This is a genomic window from Petrimonas sp., assembly GCF_963921705.1.
In the GTDB taxonomy this organism is placed as follows: domain Bacteria; phylum Bacteroidota; class Bacteroidia; order Bacteroidales; family Dysgonomonadaceae; genus Petrimonas; species Petrimonas sulfuriphila.
This window is the reverse complement of record NZ_OY997410.1, coordinates 1,189,238-1,213,168: the sequence shown is the minus strand read 5'-3', so window position 1 is coordinate 1,213,168 and position 23,931 is coordinate 1,189,238. Positions and strand designations below refer to the sequence as shown.

Sequence of the window (23,931 nt, the reverse complement as noted above, 5' to 3'; positions counted from 1 at the left end):
AATGGGAAAATACAACAGCGTATGGATAATAATCCCCATCATATGTGCCTTGTTGGCAGTATATGGCTTCGGCATGTTTTTTAGTTTCGGCGTTGCCCTTTCATGTATCGTTATTCTCTGTATAGTGTACAACATGAAAAGGAGAAAAGAAATATGGATTTTCATTGCTGCACTCTTATTTTCAATCATTGGTGACTGGTTCCTAAGTCACAGGAAGGGGATTCCCATTCGTTTTATTTATGGGATCATTTGTTTCTTCGTAGCGCATTTGGGATATCTATGGTTTTCATTGAAAAACGGAAAAATCAATAAAAAGGTGTTGTATGTAATCTTAGTTGCATATCTTGTTTTTTTCTTTTTATTAATTTATCCCTATATCGATGACAAGATATTAATAGCAGCAGTTCTTAGCTACCTGCTAATATCGTGCGTTTCATTTGCTACTGCAGCAGGTATACGATTCCCTATACTTTCAAAATGTTTGTTTGTGTCAGGCCTCGCCAGTATCCTATTTTCCGATACGATCATTGCTTTCAGAGAATTCGCGGGTATCAACGAATCGAATTTCCTGATTATGCCCACTTACTATTTATCCCACATTCTGATGACCCTCGCATTGATCTTGACTGCAAATAACGAAAAGAATCATCAAATAAACACCAATTAAAATAATTCACAATGACACGCAAAATATTTTATCTTTTGATACTCACCTTACCGGTTGCTCATCTGCTACAAGGACAGAACAGATTCATCGTTGAGCCCTATATCCAGCATGTTACCGATACCTCATTTCATGTATTGTGCGAAACAGCCGAAATAAGCAGGCCCATTGCATTCCTGGCTGTTGCCGAACACAATACGCTGAAAGCAAATTTTAAACAGGTAGAACAGGAAAGCAAAAATGGATTGTTGCACAAGGTGACTTTCAATGGATTAAAAACAGGCGAACAGTATGTTTACCGCATTGCTACGATAGCAGGCAGGGATACTTTATGGGGCCCTATCAGTCGTTATGCTGTTCCCGATTTCCACCGCCAACCTGTTGTATGTACCGTTATCGGCGATACGCAAAACAGTCCCGAGATGTGGGGACATTTTTCCGAAATGATTGCACAGGAACGTCCGACCTTTTTACTGCATGTAGGCGATATGATACAGTATGGGCCAAATAAAGATGATTGGACGGATGAATTCTTCTATCCGGCTCGAGACCTGTTTCGTTTTTATCCACTCTATCCCGTCCTTGGAAATCACGAAGGCAACAGTGCTTTTTATTACCAATATTTTGATTTACCTGAACCCAAATGGTTCTATACGCAAAAAAAAGGAAATACCCTGTTTATTTTTGTCAATACCAATATGGATATTCTTCCCGGATCAAAACAGTATCGGATGCTTGAAAATGCACTCGCTTCATCGGATGTACAATGGAAAATAGCACTCCATCACCATCCAGTTTATGTCTCCTCGGGATACTATAACCTGGTCGAACAAAAGACCATTACCGGTGACCCGAACACCACGCAGCTTCGATCTTTGTATGAAACCTATGGGGTAGATCTCGTTTTCAACGGACATATTCATAATTACGAGCGTACCATGCCTATTTATCAGGGACAGATTGATACGGAAAAAGGGGTAACGTACATTACCACTGGCGGTGGCGGCGGCAAGCTGGATGAAGCAGCCATATCCAGGACGTGGTTTATGGCCGAAACCAAAAGCAGACATCATTACATCAAAATAAAGATATGGGATAATACACTTTCTCTCGAAGCTATTGACAGTACAGGTTTAGCATTCGACCGTTGGGAAAAAGTCAAAGACAGGACATGGTTAACAACTCCACTTATTGAGTGTGATTCGTTCTCTTTTATGGAAAAAACAAAAGTGATTGTTAGAAATCCGAATCCGAACAGCACTTTGGTCGTTCAAGCAAATGGGACATATCAGTTAACCACCTCGGAAGAAATGCAAGTGACGTTGAATGAAACAACCATACTCACTGCATTTGTGAAAAACAATGCTGGAGTAGAAAGTCGTCCCAGTACCCGTACATTTTCAAAACTTACATTGATGCCGGCACAAAAGAAAGCAAGAAAAACAAAAATAAAAGCTGAGTATTATGAGGGCTTTTATACAGTACTTCCTGATTTTGACAAACTAAAACCCTTGAAAACTTTCATGACAGATACCCTTTCTCTGGATGTGATACAACCGAGAGTTGAAAACCATTGGGCTGCACGATTTCAGGGGAAATTCACCGTACCTGAGACAAAAATATACAGATTCCTCCTGGAGTCGTACGATGGTAGCCGCTTGCTGGTTGACGGCAAAGAGATCATTAACAATGACGGAATGCATTACGAAATCAGAATGGATAATTATGTTGCTTTGGAAAAAGGTGAACATACCTTCGAGGTACAATACTTCGATTTTACCAGACGTGAAACCCTCCGTCTCTGGATGAATCCGATATACAGTGATTTAATAGAATTTAATGAATATCTCAGATGACCTATCATAAGCCCATTTTGAAACAAGCCTGTATGAAATATGCTTTATTATTCTCTCTATTGTTCTTGAGCAACACTTTACTTTACAGTCAAATTCGATATGACTTTGATTTGGAACAATCTGTAGAACACGCCGATTTGATCCATTCAAAAAAATGGTCTGATGAATTTGGAAAACAGGTATTAAATATCAAAGCATCGGGGAATAAAAGGGAGTTAAACTTAGCAATTGAAAGGAATGATGTGGATTGGACAAGAGTGAAATACATGGTGTGTGAAATATACCATCCCAATGCGCACACACTCTTGTTAGATATTTGTTTTTTTCGTAAAAATGAACCCATTCGGAAAGAAAAAGAGGGATTAATCAAACCTTGGTTGAAGTGCACGATAGGAGTTTTGCCAAAACTGAAGACGCAGGTTATCTTCCCTTTTGAATATTTGACCTCACAAACGATTTTCCTTCCACGTTTTCCCCGTCAACTGAAAGGGGTTCTCACAGGCAGCCGCATTGACATGGAAGAGGTGGAACAATTCAGCCTCCGTTTTTTCCCTTCATTGGAACCCAATTTTGCTCCTGAAATTGAGATTGCATCAGTTTATCTGACCGATCAAATACCCAAAAATTACAAGGCTCCACAGAAAAAATATGTTGATCAATTCGGTCAGTGGACTGGTCGTGAATGGAAGGGAAAAGTACACAGTGAAAAACAATTGGAAAAGAACATGCGTCAAACTGAAAAATCGATATCTCACGCATCCTTTCCAAGTGGATGGAGTCAGTACGGTGGGTTGAAAGCCATTCGTTTCGAAGCTACCGGATTCTTCAGGGTGCATCACGACGGTAAACGTTGGTGGTTTGTTGATCCTGAAGGTTGTGCTTTCCTCAGCACAGGTATCAACTGTATCACATCCTCACAGTCATGCGTATATAATGAGATGGAAGATCTGTTGGAGTGGATGCCTGAAAAAGAGGGAAAGTTCGCCTCTATCTATTCCTTACAGGGCCCTTTAAAAAGAATTGATTATTTCCAGGCCAATCAAATGCGCGTATACGGCGATCAATGGCTGGAGAAGTGGAAGGTAACGACACCAAAAATGATGAAAAAATGGCGGTTTAATACGGTAGGGAACTGGAGCGAAAAGAATTTTGGAAAAGAAAGCAATCTTCCCTATGTGCACCACATGAATGGATTCCCGTCGACCGAAGTATATCTGTTCAGGGATTTTCCGGATGTATATGCTCCTGAATACCGTAACAGCGCTGCAGAATATGCTCTTCAGCTGCTTCCCTTGAAAGATGACAAACAATTATTGGGTTATTTCCTGTGCAACGAGCCAAAATGGGCTTTTGGCGATCATGTGATAGCTTATGAGATGTTCGCTACAAATCAGCTGAGCTACAGTAAGCTCGAGTTTGTCAGATGGTTGAAAGATAAATATAAAGATATCCATTCCTTTAACATAGTGTGGAATTTATCTTTGAGATCCATCGATGAGATATTGTTGAAAACCTTCAAAAAATATCCATCGGAATCATCCATAATTGATTTTAGAGAATTTACTGCTATCATGGTCGATGAATATGTAAAAGTAGTATGTGAAGAGGTAAAGAAGGTCGATCCAAACCACTTGAACCTGGGTATGCGGTATGCATGGATTAGTACCGATATTTTGGTGAAACCGGCCCGCTATTTTGATGTATTATCGATGAGCGCCTACACGTCCCCGGTGCCTCCTCCAACAGAAGAGATATCCCGGATAAGTGGCCGTCCGATACTCCTCAGTGAGTGGCACTTCGGTTGTGCTTTAGACGGTGGATTGCCTTCCAGCGGATTACAAACCACCCTCACACAGAAAGAGCGGGGAAAGGCGTATCGCATGTATGCTGAAAATGGATTTTCCCGTTCCGAGATTATTGGCATGCACTGGTTTCAATGGGCAGACCAGGCCCTACTGGGTCGGCGCGATGGTGAGAATTACAACATAGGATTGCTTGATATCTGTTTGCTGCCCTATCATGATCTGGTAACAGCAGCCACAGTTGCACATGAAAGGATGTATGATCTGGCTCAGGGGAAAACTAAACCATATATGTTTACGCATTCTCCAACTCCAATCATAGGTGCACAGGAATAGAAAATATTGATTATTGCAAATGATCAAAGAGAGTCCTATACGACACAATTGAAAATCAAGAATGTTAATCGCATGAAATATCAAACATTCTTTCCCATCATATTATTAATCATTCTTGCATGTAACAAGAGTGGTCATGAATGGAGAATAATACACGATAATCAGAGAGCATTAATTAATTCGGGAATATTAAGTAGTGAAATATCATTAGACAAATATTCGGCTGGCGTGACGATGCATGTAAAGTCTGATACATTATTTACCGGAACTTATTATTTCTCCTTCGCTTTATGGAAAGCAGATCCTAATAAAGAGCCACAAGGAATAGAGACCGTGCTGACCAATGTGGAACAGAAAGCATCTGTAAAAAATCAAACGGATGCGCTATATATACAACATAATAATAACCATTCGCTACAATCTGTTCAATGGATAGATTCTTTAATGATTTATTCAAAAGACAAATCGTTACAATTGAAGGCTCAAGAAATAAAAAGTATCTCAGAAGGGTCTTTACAACTTACATTGACTTATAAAGTAACCGGAACAAAATATAAAGGCATGCTGGTTGAAATGATTTATGAGATATACGATGGTTATCCGGTAATTCGTCAAAGAATTAATTTCATAAATAAAAGCAAAAACTGGATTAAAATTACGCATCTGAACGTCTTTGAAGTTAAACTTAATAACTATTTTACGACCACCCATTTAACTCCAAAAACAAAGGAAATAGATCCAAGCATCATTGCTTTAGGTAATGGAAATAACGCAAGAGGAATCATTATTGGCAGTGAAATACCATCCAGGTTGCGGTTGTTAAATGACAGGGGTATTGCAGGGTACCATCCTGATTATTTTGAATGGATTGTTGGTCCAAACGAAACATTTGAATCTGAGCCGGTTTTTTTATATGCGTTTTCAGGGAACAACTTTAATAAAAACGGAATGTCCTCTACAGCACTTGATCGTTGTGTAGAAAAGGATTTTCGGAATTTTCTAAAAGAAAAAGTATTGTTACAGACTAACTTGAAAAAAATGGTAGCTCCCCTATTCTGTACCTGGACTAATTACGGCGCTAATATTAATGACAGTAGTATGAGACAGGCTGCAGACATAGCTTCACGTATCGGTTTTAATTGTTTCCAGATAGATGCAGGCTGGTCAAAAACTAGTAATCCAAACCAATGGGGTATATCGACTATTTGTCCCGACACTGAAAAATTCCCGGATATGAAAAGATTGAATTTATATATTCGTTCTAAGAATATGATGCCGGGATTGTGGTATTCGGTTTTTATGGAACAGGAAGATGCTGAACTTGAAAAAGTCCCATTGTTTAGCGTACCGATGGTAAAACGAGCAGGAGGTTTGGGAATAAGCTTCGCTTATAAAAAAGGAAGGAATAAATATGTGAACGATATCGTTTATTTAAATAAAACTTATGGAACAAGCTATTTCAAACAGGATTTGAGTAATATATGCTATGGAGATTTGGCAAAAGGACATGAGAGCCGTACTTTGAAAGAGTCCTATTTAAGAGGACTGCGAGGCTTACTTGCATCTCAGGACAAAATACATCAAATGGGACCGGAAATAGTCTTGCAACTTTCGCATGAAATTTACTGGAGTACACCCGGGCCACCGGGAGATATTGCTGTTTTGAAACATGCTGACTTATATCACTCATCGCCTAATGAATACTGGGGAGCGGGCATGAGAGGTCAACTGGTAAATAATTCATGGAACATGAACAATGATAGCCTAAGTCAAAAGCTTATAGAAGGCTGCTTCAGAGCCAGAAAGCTTTGGTATGACCATAGAGGATTACCTCTTGAGCGTATAGAGGTGTTTGGGGCCTCTATCACCAACTACAAGGGAAGCCTGACACCCCAAATACAAGACAGACAAATATGCAGTTGGTTGATGGGGGCACCATTATCCTTTTCCGGCGATCTGACATCACTTACTACCGAAAATATAGAACGTTACCGTGACCGTTTTGCAATAGTGAACACGCTTCAGAAAAAGTATAATATTTATTCTCACTTTCAATATAGTGGAGTTCCTACATTAACAGATGAAGGATGGCACTGGTGGGGAAAGCTTAACAACCAAGGATACGGAGCAGTAGTAATACTAAGGGGAAATGGTGGCGTTGAAAAACAGAGTATTTATATACCATGGGTTTTCCCTGATAGCAGATATCACCTCAAAGCATTATTAAATGATGCCGATCTTGGTTATTTCACAGGAAAGGAACTTCAAGGCGGAGCTGTTACATTATCCCTACAAAAGTATGGACAAGAAATTATTGAACTTTCAAAATAAAAGTAATATGAAATTCAATACGATATTCAAATGGGATCTGTTTTTATTGTGTAGTTTGTTAATTATATCATGCTCAAAATACAAACAACCCGCGGCATACTTGAATCCGTTTATATGCACACAAGGTGATCACGGCCACTGGCTTCCGGCGGCATTGACTCCCTTTGGGAAAGTGGAATTATGCCCCGACACCTATCCCGGCAGCCTGACCGCTCACGGCAACCTGGCCCACTCGGGCTATGACTATTCCGATCGACACGTAAGAGGATTTAGCCATTTACACCGGGGAAGTTCAGGAGGAGGAAGTATTCATGATCGGGCAGGAGTCATTTCCATTGTGCCTTTTACCGGGGAGAAAACCGATACCTTCTTTATCAATCCCGTACTGGAGATCGATAAAACATCTGAATTTGCCAAGGCCGGATATTATGCCGTAACGTTGACGGAGGACCACATCAAAGCGGAATTGACAGCAACACAAAATGTCGGCATGCACCGGTATACGTTCCCCGAAGGGAGTGATGGTAAGATATTTCTCAATACTGGAAATCGCTCGTTGGGCATGATTTCTTCGTTGAAAGATGAGCATACAATTGAAGGATCGGTAGATGGTTTCTATTTTGTGTTGAAGTCGAATACGCCAATAACAACAACAACTGTTTGGGAAAACGACACACTTATTGCCGGTGATGCACTTAACGGTATCGTCGGAAACGGTATTGTCTGCGATTTTAATCAAACGTCGGAAGAAATACGCTTCAAGGTAGGCATATCCTTCACCGGTTTGGAAGCTGCCTACGAAAACATGGAACATGATTGTCCCGGATGGGATTTTGACCAAGTAAAGGAAGATGCGTTTGCCGAATGGAACGAGGTACTGGGATCCATTGAAGTGGAAGGTAAGAACGAAGAAGACAAGACAATCTTCTACACAGCTCTATACCATAGTTGCTTCCTGCCAGTGGTCTATTCGGATGTCTCCGGCACATACCCCGGACTGGATTGCAATACACACCAGGCTGAAGGGTACAAACATTATGGAGGGTATGCTTTCTGGGATTCGTTCCGCACCAAATATCCGCTCTACAGCTTATTTCAACCTTCGGTATACAAAGATATTGTTGCTTCTCTTCGCGATCTGTATATGCAGGCCGACAATTGGGCTCCCTTTCCTGAGACCGACCACCCGGCCCACGGTGTAATGTTTGTTGCAAAAGGAAAAGATGGATGCAGCGTGCCTTTTACATGCCGCCACGAACACATGCTGATGGTAATGGCAGATGCCTACATGAAAAATTTATTCCCTACAGACTTGAAAGAGGTATATCCTTATATGCGCAAGGAAGCCCTGCTTCAAATGCCGGAACGGTACGACACGATCGGATTTATTCCGGCGCGTCCCGACCAGACAGGAGAATATTGCTGGGACAACTGGTGTATGGCACAACTGGCTAGGGAGTTGGAAAATCAATCCGACCATGACTATTTCATGAAACGGTCTCACTACTGGAAAAATACATGGGATCAGGATATCCGGTTTTTCAGGGCACGGAAGGCAGATGGAACTTGGCTTGATTTTCCGGATGACCCAAGGGAAAATCGGGAGAAATACACCTACGAAGGCAGTAAATGGCATTGGCGATGGAACGTATTGCATGATGTGCCCGGTTTGATCGGTGCTTTTGGAGGAAAAGAAGCATTCATCAAGGAACTGGAGTACTTCTTTGATCATGATCTATATACGGCGGGGAACCAGATCGACTTGCAGACGCCCTTTCTATTCAATGACGCAGGTGCACCCTGGTTAACACAAAAATGGGTGAGAAAACTGCTCACCGAACCTGTTGTACAATATTATGGGACACATGATTTCTTTCCTGAACCCATCTTTAGAAAAATCTACAAAAATTCACCGGATGGCTATCTGCTTGAGATGGATGACGACTACGGATGCATGGCCGCATGGTATGCCTTGAGTGCCATGGGATTATACCAGGTGTGTCCGGGTAATACCCGATACAACCTTACAGCTCCCATTTTTGATGTCGTCACGATTAAACTTGATCCGAAAGTGTACCCCGGGAGGAAGTTTATGATTAAAGCCCGAAATCTGAATGAAAAGAACATCTACATTCAATCGGCAAAATTAAATGGGAAGTCCTATCATCACGCATTTATCACCCATGAACTCCTTATTGCGGGCGGTGAACTCATATTTGAGATGGGGTCTACACCAAATAAAAAGTGGGGCACTGAATAATTTATAAGAACGGAATAATAAAAGAGAATTATCATATGACAACAAGAAGAAATTTTATCAAGACATCTGGAGTGATCGCGGGGAGCACCCTGATCAATCCACTTTGGGGAGCACAGAATATGCGTCCGCTAACGAATACCGGAAATAAATTAAAAATCGCCCTGGTTGGCACAGGCTCGAGGGGATGTAGCATGTGGGGAAGAGATCTGGTGCGACGTTATCCCGATCAATTGCAATTCGTCGGATTATGTGATATCAATCCGGGACGACTGGAAACCGCACGTGAAATCATAGGCGTAAATTGTCCCACATATACCGACTTTGACAAAATGATGAAGGAGACCAGACCTCAACTGTTGATCGTCACTACAGTCGACTCAACACATCATGAGTTTATTGTGAAAGGAATGGAATCTGGTGCCGATGTGTTGACTGAAAAGCCCATGACCACGGACGAAATAAAAATACAGGCGATCATGGATGCCGAGAAACGTACAGGCAAGAAATGCCGTGTAACATTTAATTATCGTTATTCTCCACATCGTGCAAAAATGTGGGAGTTGCTTCGCAATGGTGAAATAGGCGATTTAACCTCTGTCGATTTTCATTGGTACCTCGACACTTCTCATGGCGCAGATTATTTCAGACGCTGGCACCGGCTGGTCGAAAAAAGCGGTTCGCTATGGGTACATAAAGCAAGCCACCATTTCGACCTGCTAAACTGGTGGATCGATAGTGACCCGGAAACTGTATTCGGTCTTGGATCCCTCGACTTTTATGGTAATAACGGATCATACAGGGCGGAAAACTGCCGTGCATGTCCTCACACGGAAAAATGCAATTTCTATTGGGATGTAACCAGGAACGAGTACTACAAAAAGATATATGTCGACAATGAAAAACATGACGGCTATTTGAGGGATGGATGTGTATTTAAAAATGACATCAATATTTTTGACAAGATGGCTGCTTCAATTCGATACAAGAATGGAGTGCAAGTATCCTACTCGTTGACCGCCTACTCGCCTTACGAAGGCTACCGGATCGCATTTAACGGAACAAAAGGACGCATTGATGCATGGATACAGGAATCAAAGCCTGTCAATGATGTCGATTATGATCAGATCATATTATTCAAAAACTTTTCAAAAAGGCAATACATCAACGTCCCTCATGGTACCTCAGGACATGGTGGAGGTGACGATTTGTTGCGCGATCAGATTTTTCTACCCGGTATCTCCGATCCGTTGCAACAATGTGCCGGCACAAGAGACGGTGCGTTGGCATGTTTGGTGGGGATTGCTGCACGTAATAGTATTGCAACGGGAGAACCGGTCAAAATAGCCGATTTGACCTCAATCAAACCGCAGGAAAAGAAGACTTATCAACGATTGTAACACAGCACATTCATATTTTATGATGTCTGCGGAGTCAAATTAAAATAATGATGGTATAAGATGATAAATGTAAAATATTTTTTTCTAATCCTATCGCTCTCTTTTTATTGGAGTTGTGCAAACAGGAATGTGATTAAAACCGAAAATGGCGTACTGATTGAACTCAACGCAAGAACAAGTGGGAAAACAAAAAAAAGAATGTTACTGGAAGTAATAAGCCCCACTGTTATAAAAATGGCAGTATCCTGTTCCGATTCAATCCTTACAGTTCCCAGTCTGATTGTAAGAGATCGTGACAAGGTAAGACATGCTCATTCTGTGAAAATAGAACAGGAATCCGTGTCACTATCAACAGACAGTTTGTTCATATCCGTGAATCGATCTTCGGGAGAGATTAGTTATTATGACCAAAAAAAACGGTTGTTACTTACCGCTAAAGACAACGATTTAATTCCCTATGAGAATGAATATACAGGGAAGCGACATCATGTTATTCAGCATTTTCATTGGAAGCAGGAGGAGGCACTCTACGGACTGGGGCAACACCTTCACGGTGAGCTCAACCTTCGAAACATGGAGATTGAACTGGTGCAGGAAAACACAAAAGTATCGGTGCCGTTCCTGCTTTCTTCAGAAGGCTACGGAATCCTTTGGGACAACTATTCCCGTACGGTCTACAAAGATGTTGCTGACAGTTCCTACCTCTGGTCTGATGTCGGGGAGAAAGTACAATACTATTTTATCAAGGGAAACAGTTGCGACGAAATTATTTCACAAAACCGCCAACTTACAGGAGAGGTTCCCATGTATCCACGATGGGCGCTGGGTTATATGCAAAGCCGCAACCGATATAGCTCTGCAGAAGAATTACTAGGTGTAGTAAGGAAACAACGAAAACTGAAAGTTCCCCTGGATGTAATTATCCTCGATTACTATCATTGGGATGATCAGGGGTTTGGCTCCTTTGTCTTCGATGAAGAAACATTTCCCGATCCCGAAGAGATGATCAACACGCTACATGAAGAATATCATTGCAAATTGTTGGTTTCCGTGTGGCCCTCCTTTACCCCGGGTATCAAAAACTGGGAATTATTAAATAGCAAGGGCTATTTACTTGATATCATGACAGCCTTTAATTCACAGGTATATGATGCTTTTAACCCGGATGCCGTTGGACTCTATTATCAATTGCTCAGTAAATCGTACCTCTATAAAGGGGTGGATGGTTGGTGGTTTGATGCTACCGAACCCGAGGATTGGAGAGATCTCATTCAAAGCAAATGTTACCTAGGTGCTGCAGCAAAATATCTGAACACATATTCTTACTTCAGCATAAAAGGTGTCTACGAACGACAGGTGAGAGAATCCGACAAACGGGTATTTGTGTTGACCCGATCGGGTTTCACTGGACAGCAACAATTTGGTACAACCGTCTGGTCGGGTGATGTGGATGCCACTTTTGAGGAATTGAAAAGACAGATTCCTGCCGGATTGAATTTCTGTATGTCAGGACTTCCATTCTGGACTACGGACATTGGTGGATATAAAGGAGGAGATCCAACTGACTCGACATACCAGGAGCTATTTACTCGTTGGTTCCAATATGGCACTTTTTGTCCTATCTTTAGAAGCCATGGACGTCGTTATCCTGGTGACCGCAGTGGCGAGAACGAGATTTGGTCGTATGGCGAAGAAACGCAGAAAATTCTCTCCAAATTTATCGAATTGCGTTATCGGTTGTTGCCCTACATTTATTCTCTTTCAGCCCAAGTCACTTTCAATGGTTTTACTCTTATGCGTGCTTTGCCGTTTGATTTCATACATGACTCCAAGACACACAATATCACCGATCAATTCATGTTTGGTCATGAATTTCTGGTTTGCCCGATTACCGAATCGGGAGCTATCAGCCGACGGGTTTATCTACCCAAGGGGTGCCAATGGTTCGATTTCTGGACCGGTAATGCATATGCTGGAGGGCAGGAGATAGAAGCAGATGCACCTATTGAGAAAATGCCATTGTTTGTGAAAAGTGGATCAATCATTCCCATGGGACCGGTAATGCAATACAGTACAGAACAAATACCCGATCCCATTAAATTACATGTTTACCCGGGTACCAATGCTTCCTTTACTCTATATGAAGACGAGAATGAGCATTTCAACTATAAGAATGGACAATTCCAAAAAATTCCCATTCTATATAACGAGGCTGAGAAACTGCTAATTATTGGTGAATCAGAAGGTAGTTATCCGGAATGTCTTAAAAAACGCACTTTCCAAATTGTACTTGCTGGCAAATTGGATAAAATCGTAACCAATAAAACAAAAACTGTTACCCACACAGTATTGTATGAAGGGAAAAAAATTGTTGTCCGGTTATAGATATAAAAAATCAGGAACTGTAGTTCCATCTCAGAATTTAATTAAAAGATGCATTATGAAAAAGATTATCTTTGTGATATTGTTGGGGGTTGTAGGATTCCACTCTTGCCAAATTTCGGGAAGAGATAAAAGAAAAGTTCCGTATGTGCTAGTGATAGGGATTGATGGGCTAGGGTCCCACGGATTTGAAATAGCAAAAACACCCCACATGAACGAATTAATGAAAAACGGTGCCTGGACATTGAGTGCCAGGACTGTCATACCGAGCAGGAGTGGCCCTGCCTGGAGCTCGATGATAACCGGTGCCACTGTTGAAAAGCATGGCGTGGGATCTAACGGCTGGACCGTTGAAGAGAAACTACTGGAGCCGGTATTTAAATCAGATTATGATATGTTTCCCACTATTTTTGGCGAAACGCGCAAACATCATCCCGATGCAGTAATTGGCACCTTTCACCATTGGGATAAATTTAACAATTTTATAGAAAGGGGAGTATGTGATGTCAGTAAATCGGGTGGTAGTGAAAATATAGTGACTGAGGATGCTTGTGATTTCATAGACAAAAGAAGACCTGATCTCACTTTTGTACATGTAGACCATGTGGACCACGCCGGGCACCACAATGGCTATCGTTCCGAAGGATATGCATTTGCTATTGAAAGAGCGGACAGTCTGATAGGTGTCTTCCTCGAACGTTTGAAAAGATCTGGTATATATGAAGAGACAGTTGTTATCGTAGTCTCCGATCATGGTGGGTTTGAGCACAGCCATGGAGGTATCCACCCCGATGAGATGATTGTTCCATTTTTAATTTCAGGGAAAAAAGTAAAAAAAGGATATAAAATAGAACATCCTGTCTTTATATATGATCTTGCACCGACGGTTGCATATTTATTGGGATTTGAATTAAATGGATACATTTCCGGAACTCCATTAATCGATGCTTTTATTAATTAGTCGACCCTTAAAAAGCATTCATTAGTCTATAATACAGCAAAATAGTAGATATTTTCCTTGGTTAATTTTGCAAGTTTTCGTATATTTGAGATATAAATCTTGCAGAAAATCATGCTGGCAAAACAACAAGATCGCTCACAACACTTATTGTTCTTTTCACTGGAAAGCACATTGAATCATAAGCACCCGCCGGCCAATAAAATTGATTGGGAGATGTTTGAAAGAGAGTTCTCACCCCTGTATTGCCCCGATAACGGGCGTCCGGCGAAGCCCATTCGCCTGATGGTGGGATTATTGATCCTGAAACACATCCGAGATCTCTCGGATGAAAGCGTGGTGGAACAATAGAGTGAAAACAATTACTACCAGTATTTTTGTGGTGAACAGGAATTCCAACCTCGTGTTCCTTGTGAAGCGTCAGAACTGGTTCATTTCCGTCACCGCATCGGCAAAGAGGGTATTGAGCTGATCTTAAGGGAGAGCATCCGTATCAATGGTAAAGACTCGAACGACAAGGACGTTTACATCGACACCACTGTCCAGGAGAAAAATATCACCTTCCCCACGGATGACAAACTGGCAAAGAAGATTATCAAGAGGTGCTGGAAGATAGCAGACAGGAACAGTTTGGATTTGCGCCAAAGTTACACGCGAATTTTAAAAGATCTTTCCTACGATCAGCGCTTCCGAAATCACCCACGAAACAGGGGTAAAGCCAGGAAAGCCGATAAGAAGGTGCGCACCATAGCCGGACGGCTGGTACGCGACGTGGAAAGGAAACTGGGCGCCAAGGTTAATGTGCAATGCATCAGCAAGGGGAAAGAGCATAAACTGTACGAGTTTGGAAACAAGGCATCCATCACACGAACCGGCAGCGGTGTAATTGCAGGTGCACTGAGTTTTAGAAATGAATTTGACGGGCACACGCTAGACAAGGCTATCGAGCAAGTGGAGAAGTTGACGGAAAGAAAACCCCGAAACGGTATCTGCGACAGGGGGTACCGGGGAAGAAGTAAAGTCAGGGATACACTCATCCACATCCCCAAGTCCTTTAAGAAAGCATTGAGTACGTATCGAAAGAATAAAGAGCGAAAGTACTTCCGCAAGCGTGCGGGCATTGAGCCGGTAATCGAACACCTGAAAGAAGATCACCGCCTCTCGCGCAATTACTACAAGGGAATTACCGGGGATGAGATCAACGTGATGCCCGCAGCTGCCGGGTTCAACTTCAAAAGGATGATGAACAAATGGAAATCATCTTTTGAACCGGTTTTAACTCCTATTTTCGACAGTTTACATGCCTGCATCCATACGAAATTAACTGCAGAAGGCTTACAGCGGACGAAAGATGTTTTGGAAGAAGCCAACCCGACCCGGCCACGGGAATACCCTACATCGATCCTTACAAGGATTCTGATTGGGACAACCCTGTGTTTGGCGAAAACAAGCATTATTTGTGATCCATCCTGCTTAGCACCATCTCACAAAATTCAAACATGGGGCAAAATGATAACAATAACGTCTATCGAATTGTAAAATAATGTGTCGCTAACCAATGTTTATACATCGGATCCAAAAAACGAATGCCACCCTGCATCTCATCGATGATATCCAGGTCGATAAGACGCTTTTTCAACTGAATCACATTGGCAGAAGTCCCCAAGTCATATTTTGCCAGCGTAGCTTTTGAAGTTAACTGTTTTTCATTATTCAATATAGCTTTCAGTAATGACAATTGCCTTGTACTCAATAGATCAGTCATATTCACAAAAAGCAGACTGAGCTGGTTGATAATATCATCAAACGCATTTTCCACAATAGGCAAAGTAACACGTTTGACCGTTCGAAACCATACCTGTTGTGCTAACTGCTGCACGTAATAAGAATGATTATCAGCCAGTAGAGCAATCCGTTCAGCCTCCTCCGGGAAAATCTCTTTTTGGGTGTCGACAAAACGTTTTTGAATAAACGAAACCCAATTGGAGGTCGGTATTTTTTCTAAAAACAGGATATCTCCAAATTTGTAGAAAGGCATGGAGTAATTCGAAAAAACATCCAGCAACATATGCTGTTTACTCCCATACAAACAATAGGCTGTCTTTTGATGGGTCTGCCAATGCGCCCGCAGTTTCCGCTGAAATACATCAGAATGTTCAAACGACGCGATATTCTGAAACTCATCAATACAGACGACAATACTCAAATCTTTTTTTTGGGCTATATTCTCCGCCAGGTTGAGAATGTCGTCGGGATGCTTTTGTAACTCTTCCCAGCCAATAGAAAAAGATATCTTGCTCTGCTTGTCGGGAGAAAAAGAAACTTGCGGCATAAGCTGCTTCAAAAAAAATCGGGTGTGTTTCACTAAATCATCCCATCCGGAAGAGGTTGCTTTCAACACTTCGTTTGCCAATAACAGGTAAAACTCATACTCACTCCGAATGTTGAAAACATCCATATGCACGACCTTAAGCTTCTTGTTTTCCTGAGTTGCCAACAAGGATGCCATCTTTACTAAAGACGTTTTACCCCAACGGCGAGGCGATATGATCATGGTATTGACAAGCGAATTGAAATTATTTTTCAACCGTTCCAACTCTTTTTCCCTATCTGTAAAATCGATACGTTGAGGTAATTTCCCATAAACAAATGGTGTATTCATAATTATCCTGTATTTCGACAAAGATAACTTATATATTTATAACTTACAAAAATATAACTTATAAAAGTATAACACAAGCACAAAAAAGTGATCGAAAAATTATCCGCTTCGAAATTTGATTGAACAGGGTGTTCACCCAATCCTTCCCCAATCGTAGCGGTTTCCGCTCAAACGGCTGAGTTGTTGTTTCAACACCAGATGCTCCGGCTGTGAGAGCTTGGGGTCCCGGGAGATGATGCTTTCCGCAACCTCGCGGGCGCGGAACAGGATGGCGTTATCCCGTACCAGGTCGGCTATTTTAAGGTTGAAGGGGATACCGCTTTGCTGCGTGCCTTCCAGGTCGCCCGGACCGCGTAGTTTCAGGTCGGCTTCGGCGATAACGAATCCGTCGTTACTCTCGGTCATGATCTCCATCCGCTTTCGGGTATCGGCAGAGAGTTCATAAGGGGTGATCAGGATACAGTAGGACTGGTCGGCACCACGCCCTACCCTGCCTCGCAGCTGATGTAGCTGCGACAGGCCAAAACGCTGGGCACTCTCGATCACCATGACCGAGGCGTTGGGCACGTTGACTCCCACCTCAATGACGGTGGTGGAGACCATGATTTGCGCCTGGTTGTTCACAAACTGACGCATCACCTCCTCCTTCTCGGCAGGTTTCATGCGTCCGTGCATCTTGCAGACGGTAAATTCCGGGAAAGCCTCCCGGATATGGAGAAATCCCTCTTCCAGGTTTTTCAGGTCGAGCGTCTCGCTCTCCTCGATCAGTGGGTAGACGATATAGGCCTGTCTCCCGGCACCGATCTGTTCCCGGATAAACTGATAGAGCGCCCCCCGGTTCTTGTCGTACCGATGCACCGTCTTTACCGGCTTACGGCCGGGCGGCAGCTCGTCGATAACGGAGAGATCGAGGTCGCCGTAGACCGTCATGGCGAGCGTACGGGGGATAGGGGTGGCCGTCATCACCAAAACGTGTGGAGGATGCTCGTTCTTCGACCAAAGTTTCGCACGCTGCGCCACACCAAAACGATGTTGTTCGTCGATAACCACAAATCCCAGGTTGTTGAATTGCACCACATCTTCAATAAGGGCGTGGGTGCCGATAAGGATGTGTATGTCTCCCGACAACAATCCGGCATGGATGTCTGCACGTTCTTTTTTCCGGGTCGAGCCCGTCAGCAACGCCACATTCACATCCATGTCCGACAGCAGCCCGCGGAAAGTCTCGAAGTGCTGTGACGCCAAAATTTCGGTAGGGGCCATCAGGCAGGACTGGAAACCGTTATCCATCGCAATCAGCATGCACATGACCGCCACCAACGTTTTCCCGCTACCTACATCACCTTGCAAAAGACGGTTCATCTGCTTGCCCGACGCCGTATCCTTGCGGATCTCTTTGATTACCCGTTTTTGCGCGTTGGTCAGTTCAAACGGCAGGTGTTTCTCGTAAAACAAATTCAGATACTTCCCCACCCTTTTAAAAACAAAGCCGTTGAGTTTGTCTTTCCGGTCGGCAGCATACCGGACGATGTTAAGCTGGATAAAAAACAACTCCTCAAATTTCAACCTGAACTCGGCGTCCCGCAGCAATACGGGATTCCTGGGGAAATGAATGTTCTCGACAGCGTCGTGGAACGACATGAGATGAGCCGTTTTCACCACATCGGCAGAGAGGGATTCCGGAAGCCTGCCGTTAATCATTCCAAACGCATTTTCGATGATTTTCTGAACGGCTTTCGAATTCAGGTAATGGTTTTTCATCTTCTCCGTGGTGTTGTACATCGCCATGAGGCCATCGGGCCGGTCGGCTTCGCTCAAATAGGGATCAATATCGGGGTGGGCTATGTTCCAACGGTTGTTGAAAAGCGTGGGTTTGCCGAAAACGATATACTCCTGATTGGCCTTGTACTTATTTTCCACAAACCGGATACCCTGAAACCACACCAGATCGATAAAGCCCGTACCATCGGTAAAATGCGCCACAAGCCGTTTTTTCCGTCCTTCACCGAACATTTCGAAAGCCGTTATTTTCCCTTTGAGCTGGATGTACGGCATACTACCGTCGATTTCGTGCACGTAATACATCCGGCTCCGGTCGATATACCGGTAAGGATAATAGCGTAGCAAATCGCCCAGCGTGAAAACGTCGAGTTCCTTATTTAAGATCCCCGCCCGTTTGGGGCCCACACCCGGAACAAATTTTATGTCGGTCTGAAGGATCATCTATTGCAATTCTACCACGCGAACAACGGGAATTGCTTCATAGTAGCATTCACCTTTTCACGAACCGATGCTATTGTCTTGTCGTTTTCCACGTCGGCAAGCACCGTGTCGATCATTTCCACAATATCACCCATCAGCGATTCTTTCGCTCCACGGGTCGTGATTGCTGGTGTTCCAAAACGCAATCCGGAGGTCTGGAACGGGCTGCGGCTATCGAACGGGACCATGTTTTTGTTGGTCGTGATATCGGCTTCCACAAGCACTTTCTCCGCCACTTTTCCGGTCAGAGCAGGGAACTTCGTCCGCAAATCCACCAAAACAATGTGGTTGTCCGTACCTCCCGACACCACTTTGTAACCTTTATCCGCAAATGCCTGGGCCATAACGGCTGCATTCCTTTTCACCTGTGCCTGGTAGGTTTTGAATTCGGGATCCAACGCTTCGCCAAACGACACGGCTTTGGAAGCAATGACGTGTTCCAGCGGACCTCCCTGCATTCCCGGAAAAACGGCCGAATCCAACAGTGCCGACATCATTTTCACTTCTCCCTTCGGCGTTTTCAACCCCCACGGGTTCTCGAAATCCTGTCCCATTAAAATAATGCCTCCGCGCGGGCCGCGAAGCGTTTTGTGGGTAGTAGAGGTTACTATGTGCGCATATTTTAACGGGTTGTCCAGCAATCCGGCGGCGATCAGTCCGGCAGGATGCGCCATATCCACCATGAACAGGGCCTTGATTTCATCGGCGATTTTGCGGATACGGGCATAATCCCATTCACGCGAATAGGCTGATGCTCCGGCGATGATCAGTTTTGGGCGTTCGGCACGCGCAACCGATTCCAATTGGTCGTAATCCACTTGCTGATTGTCCTCCCGGACGTTGTATTCCAGTGCCTGAAACATCAAACCGGAAAAGTTTACCGGTGAACCGTGTGAAAGGTGTCCACCGTGCGAAAGGTTGAGTCCGAGGAACTTGTCTCCCGCTTTCAGGCAAGCCAGAAAAACGGCTGCATTTGCCTGTGCACCCGAGTGCGGTTGCACATTGGCCCACTCGGCATTGAACAACTTCTTCAGGCGGTCGATAGCCAATTGCTCACCTAAATCCACCACCTCGCAACCGCCGTAGTAACGCCTGCCCGGATAACCTTCGGCATACTTGTTGGTAAGGACGGACCCCATTGCCTGCATCACCTGATCACTTACGAAGTTCTCCGAAGCGATAAGTTCTATTCCCTTTAACTGACGTAATTTTTCCTGTTCGATAATTTCGAAAATCTGTGTGTCTCGTTTCATCTATTGTTGATTTATATTGTTTTAGCCGTTTTTTCCTGCAAATTTAAGCAAAATATGCGTGACATGCATACATTTGTCTGTTTTTAGCTTTTGAAACTTTTCTCCGGCAGTATCGGCATCTTGACTTAATGCTTAAACTCGGCAAAAAAATTATTGCTTCCCTCCCATTATATAATCAATTTGTTATAAATTTGTGTAATTTTGATTATTTAAATACCGTACACTATGCACAACTACCCAGTTAACCAAGCGGGATTTGCAACAAAAGCCATACACGGAGGCCGTCAAAAAAATCCGTTCGGTTCCCTTTGCGACCCTATCTATCAAACCTCGGCATTTACTTTTGAAACCGCAGAACAAGGTGGACGTCGGTTTACCCTGGAAGAAGAAGGCTATATTTACACCCGCCTAGGCAATCCTACCTGTAGCGCGGTGGAGGAAAAAGTCCGGTTGCTGGAAGGCGGGGAAGCCTGTGTTTCCGCTGCTTCGGGGATGGGCGCCATCACATCGGCCATTTGGTCGTGTGTGGAACAGGGCGATCACATTATCGCCTCAAAAACGCTTTACGGATGCACTTTCGCCTACCTGAAACACGGAATCACCCGATACGGTATTGAGGTGTCGTTTGTAGATATCCGCGATCCCCGGAACATTGAATCGGTCCTGCGCCCCAACACCCGGCTCGTTTACCTGGAAACCCCGGCTAACCCGACCCTTTACATTGCGGATTTACCGTCAATAGCGGGAATAGTCCACCGGAAACCCGATTGCCTGTTGATGGTCGACAACACCTTTTCCACACCCTACATCACACGTCCGATAGAATGGGGCGCGGATGTTGTTGTTCACTCGGCAACCAAATACCTTAACGGGCACGGCGATGTCATTGCGGGTTTTGTTGTCGGAAAGAAAGAATTTATCGACAGGGTCCGGCTTGTCGGTATAAAGGACATGACGGGAGCCAGCCTGAGCCCTTTCGATGCCTTTCTGATTGCACGCGGGCTAAAAACACTTGAGATACGGATGGAGAAACACTGCGAGAACGCACAAAAGGTGGCAGAGTTCCTGGAAAAGCACGCAGCCGTTGAAACGGTCCTGTTTCCAGGATTAGCATCGTTTCCGCAGGCTGAACTGGCAAAAAAGCAGATGTCGTTACCGGGGGCCATCATCTCTTTTGAAGTAAAAGGAGGGATCGAGGCCGGCAAAAAACTGCTTAACAGATTGCAGCTTTTGACCATTTCAGTAAGCCTGGGGGATGCCGAAACCCTCATTCAGCATCCGGCCAGCATGACTCACTCCGCGTATTCACCCGAAGAGAGGCTGGCCGGCGACATCAGCGACGGGCTTATCCGTCTGTCTGTAGGGCTGGAAAATACCACAGACATCATTGCCGATTTAAAGCAGGGACTGGATGGGTTACGGTAGTTTATTTCCTGTACTCGTCCAAAATATTCTTTACCCCGTCGGGTGAAACACGTCCGTAAACCCGTTCGCCAACCAGCACTACGGGTGCTAGCCCGCACGCGCCCACACAACGCAGGCAATTGATGGAGAACTTGCCATCCGGTGTGGTTTCGCCCACCTTTATGTTCAGTTCTTTCTTAAATTCTTCGAGCACCTTTTCCGCACCACGCACGTAACAGGCTGTTCCCGTACAAACGGAGATAGGAAACTCGCCCTTGGGAATCATGGTGAAATAGGTATAGAAGGTTACCACACCATACACGTGTGCCACGGAAACTTTCAGGTTATGCGCAACCACATCCTGGACTTCTGCCGGCAGGTATCCGAATTCGTGCTGTGCTTCGTGCAAAACGTTGATCAGCTCGCCGGGATCATTATCGAACGATTCACAGATCCGGTTAATGATGTCTATCTTCTCTTGAGGCAGGTTTACCTTTACTTTCAACACGTCTCTCTCTTCAGGCATGTATTTAAATACTGCCGGTGCTATATCTGTTTTCTGGCTCATATACTTTCTTTAATGATTGTTCAACGAAATGGTTACCTCATTGCTCTTCGGAAAATATTCCGTATGGAGCAGGCTGTGGGCCCTGTGGCTACCCGGCTCGCCCAAAAACTCGTTATAGAGCTTGATGATCGATGGGTTCTCATGCGATTTACGGATGGCCTTGCGTTGATCTTCCGTATACAGGGCTGCGGTGCGTTTCACCAGTATCTCTTCCTTCAGGTGTGTGTAAGGCTGTCCACCTCCACTGATGCATCCTCCGGGGCAAGCCATGATTTCAATGGCATGATACTGCGATTTTCCGGCACGGACCTCGTCCAGTAACTTACGGGCATTACCCAATCCGTGCGCGATTCCGATATTCAGTTTCAATCCGTCGAAATCCACTGTTGCGGAACGAATACCTTCCATACCGCGCAATTCATGAAACTCCACCTTATCGAGGGTTTGGCCCGTGTAGAGTTCGTAAGCCGTGCGACAGGCGGCCTCGATAACGCCTCCGGTGTTTCCGAAAATAACACCTGCACCCGACGATTCGCCGAGAGGGTCGTCGAACTCCTCATCGGGCAACCCCAGGAAGTCGATGTTTGCCTGCTTGATGAAAGCAGCCAGTTCACGCGTGGAAATGGAATAATCCACATCGGGATTGCCGTCCACCTTGAATTCGTCGCGCTGGCATTCGTACTTCTTGGCCAGGCAAGGCATAATGGAAACCACAATCAGGTCTTCACGGCTCACACCGATCTTTTCGGCAAAATAGGATTTAGCAATTGCACCAAACATTTGCTGCGGCGACTTTGCCGTTGATGGTACATCCAACAGATCGGGAAAATTGTGTTCAAAGAAATTCACCCAACCCGGACAGCAGGATGTCAGCAACGGAATCCGGACGTTGGGATCTCCGGCCAAATGTCCTTTGAGGCGGTTCAGCAATTCCGTTCCCTCTTCCATGATGGTGAGGTCGGCGCTGAAATCGGTATCGAAAACGTAATCGAAACCGAGCCGGCGAAGTGCCGCCACCAGCTTCCCGGTGACCAGCGTTCCCGGCTCCAGTCCGAATTCTTCTCCCAGCGCTGCGCGTACGGCCGGTGCGGTTTGCACCACCACCGTTTTCTTCGGATTCGATAACGCACGAAGCACCTCGTTGCTGTGGTCTACCTCGGTAAGCGCTCCCGTCGGGCAAACCGAGACACACTGCCCGCAATAGGTACAGGGAGACTTTTCGAGGTTCATTTCGAAAGCAGGAGCCACCACTGCCATAAATCCGCGATTGACCGCCGAAAGGGCACCGACGGTTTGCACTTCGTTACAAACCATTTCGCAGCGGCGGCACAATATACATTTATCCACATCGCGAATGATGGAAGGGGAGGTATCTTTTCTGTAGTGCGACTGTTCGCCGCCGTAGGGCATGCTCCGGATGCCAAACTGTGTAGCCAGGTGCTGCAGTTCGCATTGTCCCGATTTCGCACACACGAGACAATCGAAGGGATGGTCTGAGATGATCAGCTTCAACACGGTTTTTCGTGCGTTTAGCACGCGGATGTTGTGCGTGTTTATGACCATTCCGTTCTGCGCCTCGGTCACACACGATGGAGCAAGGTTCCTGCGTCCTTCCACTTCCACCACACATATGCGGCATCCCCCGGGTTTGTTTTCTATACCCATGTCGCACATTTCAAAGTGGCACAGCGTCGGAATTTCGATACCTGCTTGCCGGGCAGCTTTTAAAATGGTGGTTCCCGGTTCCACCGTTATTCTTTTGTTGTCTATGGTGAGTTCTATCATATTTTTAGTTT

The 23,931-nt window shown here is 44.5% G+C and carries 14 protein-coding genes and 1 pseudogene; 10 read left to right on the top strand and 5 right to left on the bottom strand.

The window, feature by feature from the left end; all coding sequences use genetic code 11:
• The first annotated feature begins 1 nt into the window (after nt 1).
• The 9 genes and pseudogenes from AACM02_RS05085 to AACM02_RS05045 all read left to right on the top strand — a co-directional run.
• Nucleotides 2–667, top strand: a complete 666-nt coding sequence (locus tag AACM02_RS05085) for a lysoplasmalogenase (RefSeq protein ID WP_339116259.1) — start codon at nt 2–4, stop codon at nt 665–667.
• A gap of 11 nt (nt 668–678) precedes the next feature.
• Entirely contained in the window at nt 679–2,520 is a 1,842-nt protein-coding gene (locus AACM02_RS05080; RefSeq protein ID WP_339116258.1) for a metallophosphoesterase, read from the top strand.
• Nucleotides 2,521–2,630: 110 nt separating this feature from the next.
• A complete protein-coding gene (locus tag AACM02_RS05075) occupies nt 2,631–4,658 on the top strand; it encodes a beta-galactosidase (protein WP_339116257.1) in 2,028 nt (675 codons plus the stop codon).
• Nucleotides 4,659–4,730: 72 nt separating this feature from the next.
• On the top strand, nt 4,731–6,989 hold the full coding sequence (locus tag AACM02_RS05070; protein WP_339116256.1) for an alpha-galactosidase: 2,259 nt from the start codon (nt 4,731–4,733) through the stop codon (nt 6,987–6,989).
• Between the two features lie 7 nt (nt 6,990–6,996).
• On the top strand, nt 6,997–9,249 hold the full coding sequence (locus AACM02_RS05065) for a GH92 family glycosyl hydrolase (RefSeq protein ID WP_339116255.1): 2,253 nt from the start codon (nt 6,997–6,999) through the stop codon (nt 9,247–9,249).
• 35 nt (nt 9,250–9,284) lie between these two features.
• Nucleotides 9,285–10,646, top strand: coding sequence for a Gfo/Idh/MocA family oxidoreductase (locus AACM02_RS05060; RefSeq protein ID WP_339116254.1), 1,362 nt, complete (start codon nt 9,285–9,287; stop codon nt 10,644–10,646).
• 198 nt (nt 10,647–10,844) lie between these two features.
• On the top strand, nt 10,845–13,031 hold the full coding sequence (locus AACM02_RS05055; protein WP_339116253.1) for a TIM-barrel domain-containing protein: 2,187 nt from the start codon (nt 10,845–10,847) through the stop codon (nt 13,029–13,031).
• Between the two features lie 55 nt (nt 13,032–13,086).
• Nucleotides 13,087–13,989, top strand: a complete 903-nt coding sequence (locus AACM02_RS05050; protein WP_339116252.1) for an ectonucleotide pyrophosphatase/phosphodiesterase — start codon at nt 13,087–13,089, stop codon at nt 13,987–13,989.
• Nucleotides 13,990–14,100: 111 nt separating this feature from the next.
• Nucleotides 14,101–15,231: pseudogene (locus AACM02_RS05045) on the top strand (transposase); the annotation flags it as partial.
• Between the two features lie 280 nt (nt 15,232–15,511).
• Here the strand turns inward: AACM02_RS05045 and AACM02_RS05040 are convergent.
• The 3 genes from AACM02_RS05040 to glyA form a co-directional block, all read right to left on the bottom strand.
• A complete protein-coding gene (locus AACM02_RS05040; RefSeq protein ID WP_339116251.1) occupies nt 15,512–16,648 on the bottom strand; it encodes an ATPase in 1,137 nt (378 codons plus the stop codon).
• A 132-nt stretch (nt 16,649–16,780) separates the two neighbouring features.
• Complete coding sequence (recG, locus tag AACM02_RS05035) at nt 16,781–18,871, bottom strand: ATP-dependent DNA helicase RecG (protein WP_339116250.1); 2,091 nt, start codon at nt 18,869–18,871, stop codon at nt 16,781–16,783.
• Between the two features lie 11 nt (nt 18,872–18,882).
• A complete protein-coding gene (gene glyA, locus AACM02_RS05030; RefSeq protein ID WP_071137653.1) occupies nt 18,883–20,163 on the bottom strand; it encodes a serine hydroxymethyltransferase in 1,281 nt (426 codons plus the stop codon).
• Nucleotides 20,164–20,388: 225 nt separating this feature from the next.
• On the opposite strand from glyA, the gene megL reads away from it, so the two are divergent.
• Nucleotides 20,389–21,588: a methionine gamma-lyase gene (megL, locus tag AACM02_RS05025; protein WP_339116249.1), complete on the top strand. Its 1,200-nt coding sequence runs from the start codon at nt 20,389–20,391 to the stop codon at nt 21,586–21,588.
• Nucleotide 21,589: 1 nt separating this feature from the next.
• Here the strand turns inward: megL and AACM02_RS05020 are convergent, their stop codons facing one another.
• Together AACM02_RS05020 and AACM02_RS05015 are read right to left on the bottom strand one after the other, a co-directional pair.
• On the bottom strand, nt 21,590–22,093 hold the full coding sequence (locus AACM02_RS05020) for an NAD(P)H-dependent oxidoreductase subunit E (RefSeq protein WP_332456630.1): 504 nt from the start codon (nt 22,091–22,093) through the stop codon (nt 21,590–21,592).
• A 51-nt stretch (nt 22,094–22,144) separates the two neighbouring features.
• Nucleotides 22,145–23,920 carry an NADH-dependent [FeFe] hydrogenase, group A6 gene (locus tag AACM02_RS05015; protein ID WP_339116248.1) on the bottom strand — a complete coding sequence of 592 codons (1,776 nt, stop codon included), beginning with the start codon at nt 23,918–23,920 and terminating at the stop codon, nt 22,145–22,147.
• Nucleotides 23,921–23,931 lie beyond the last annotated feature (11 nt).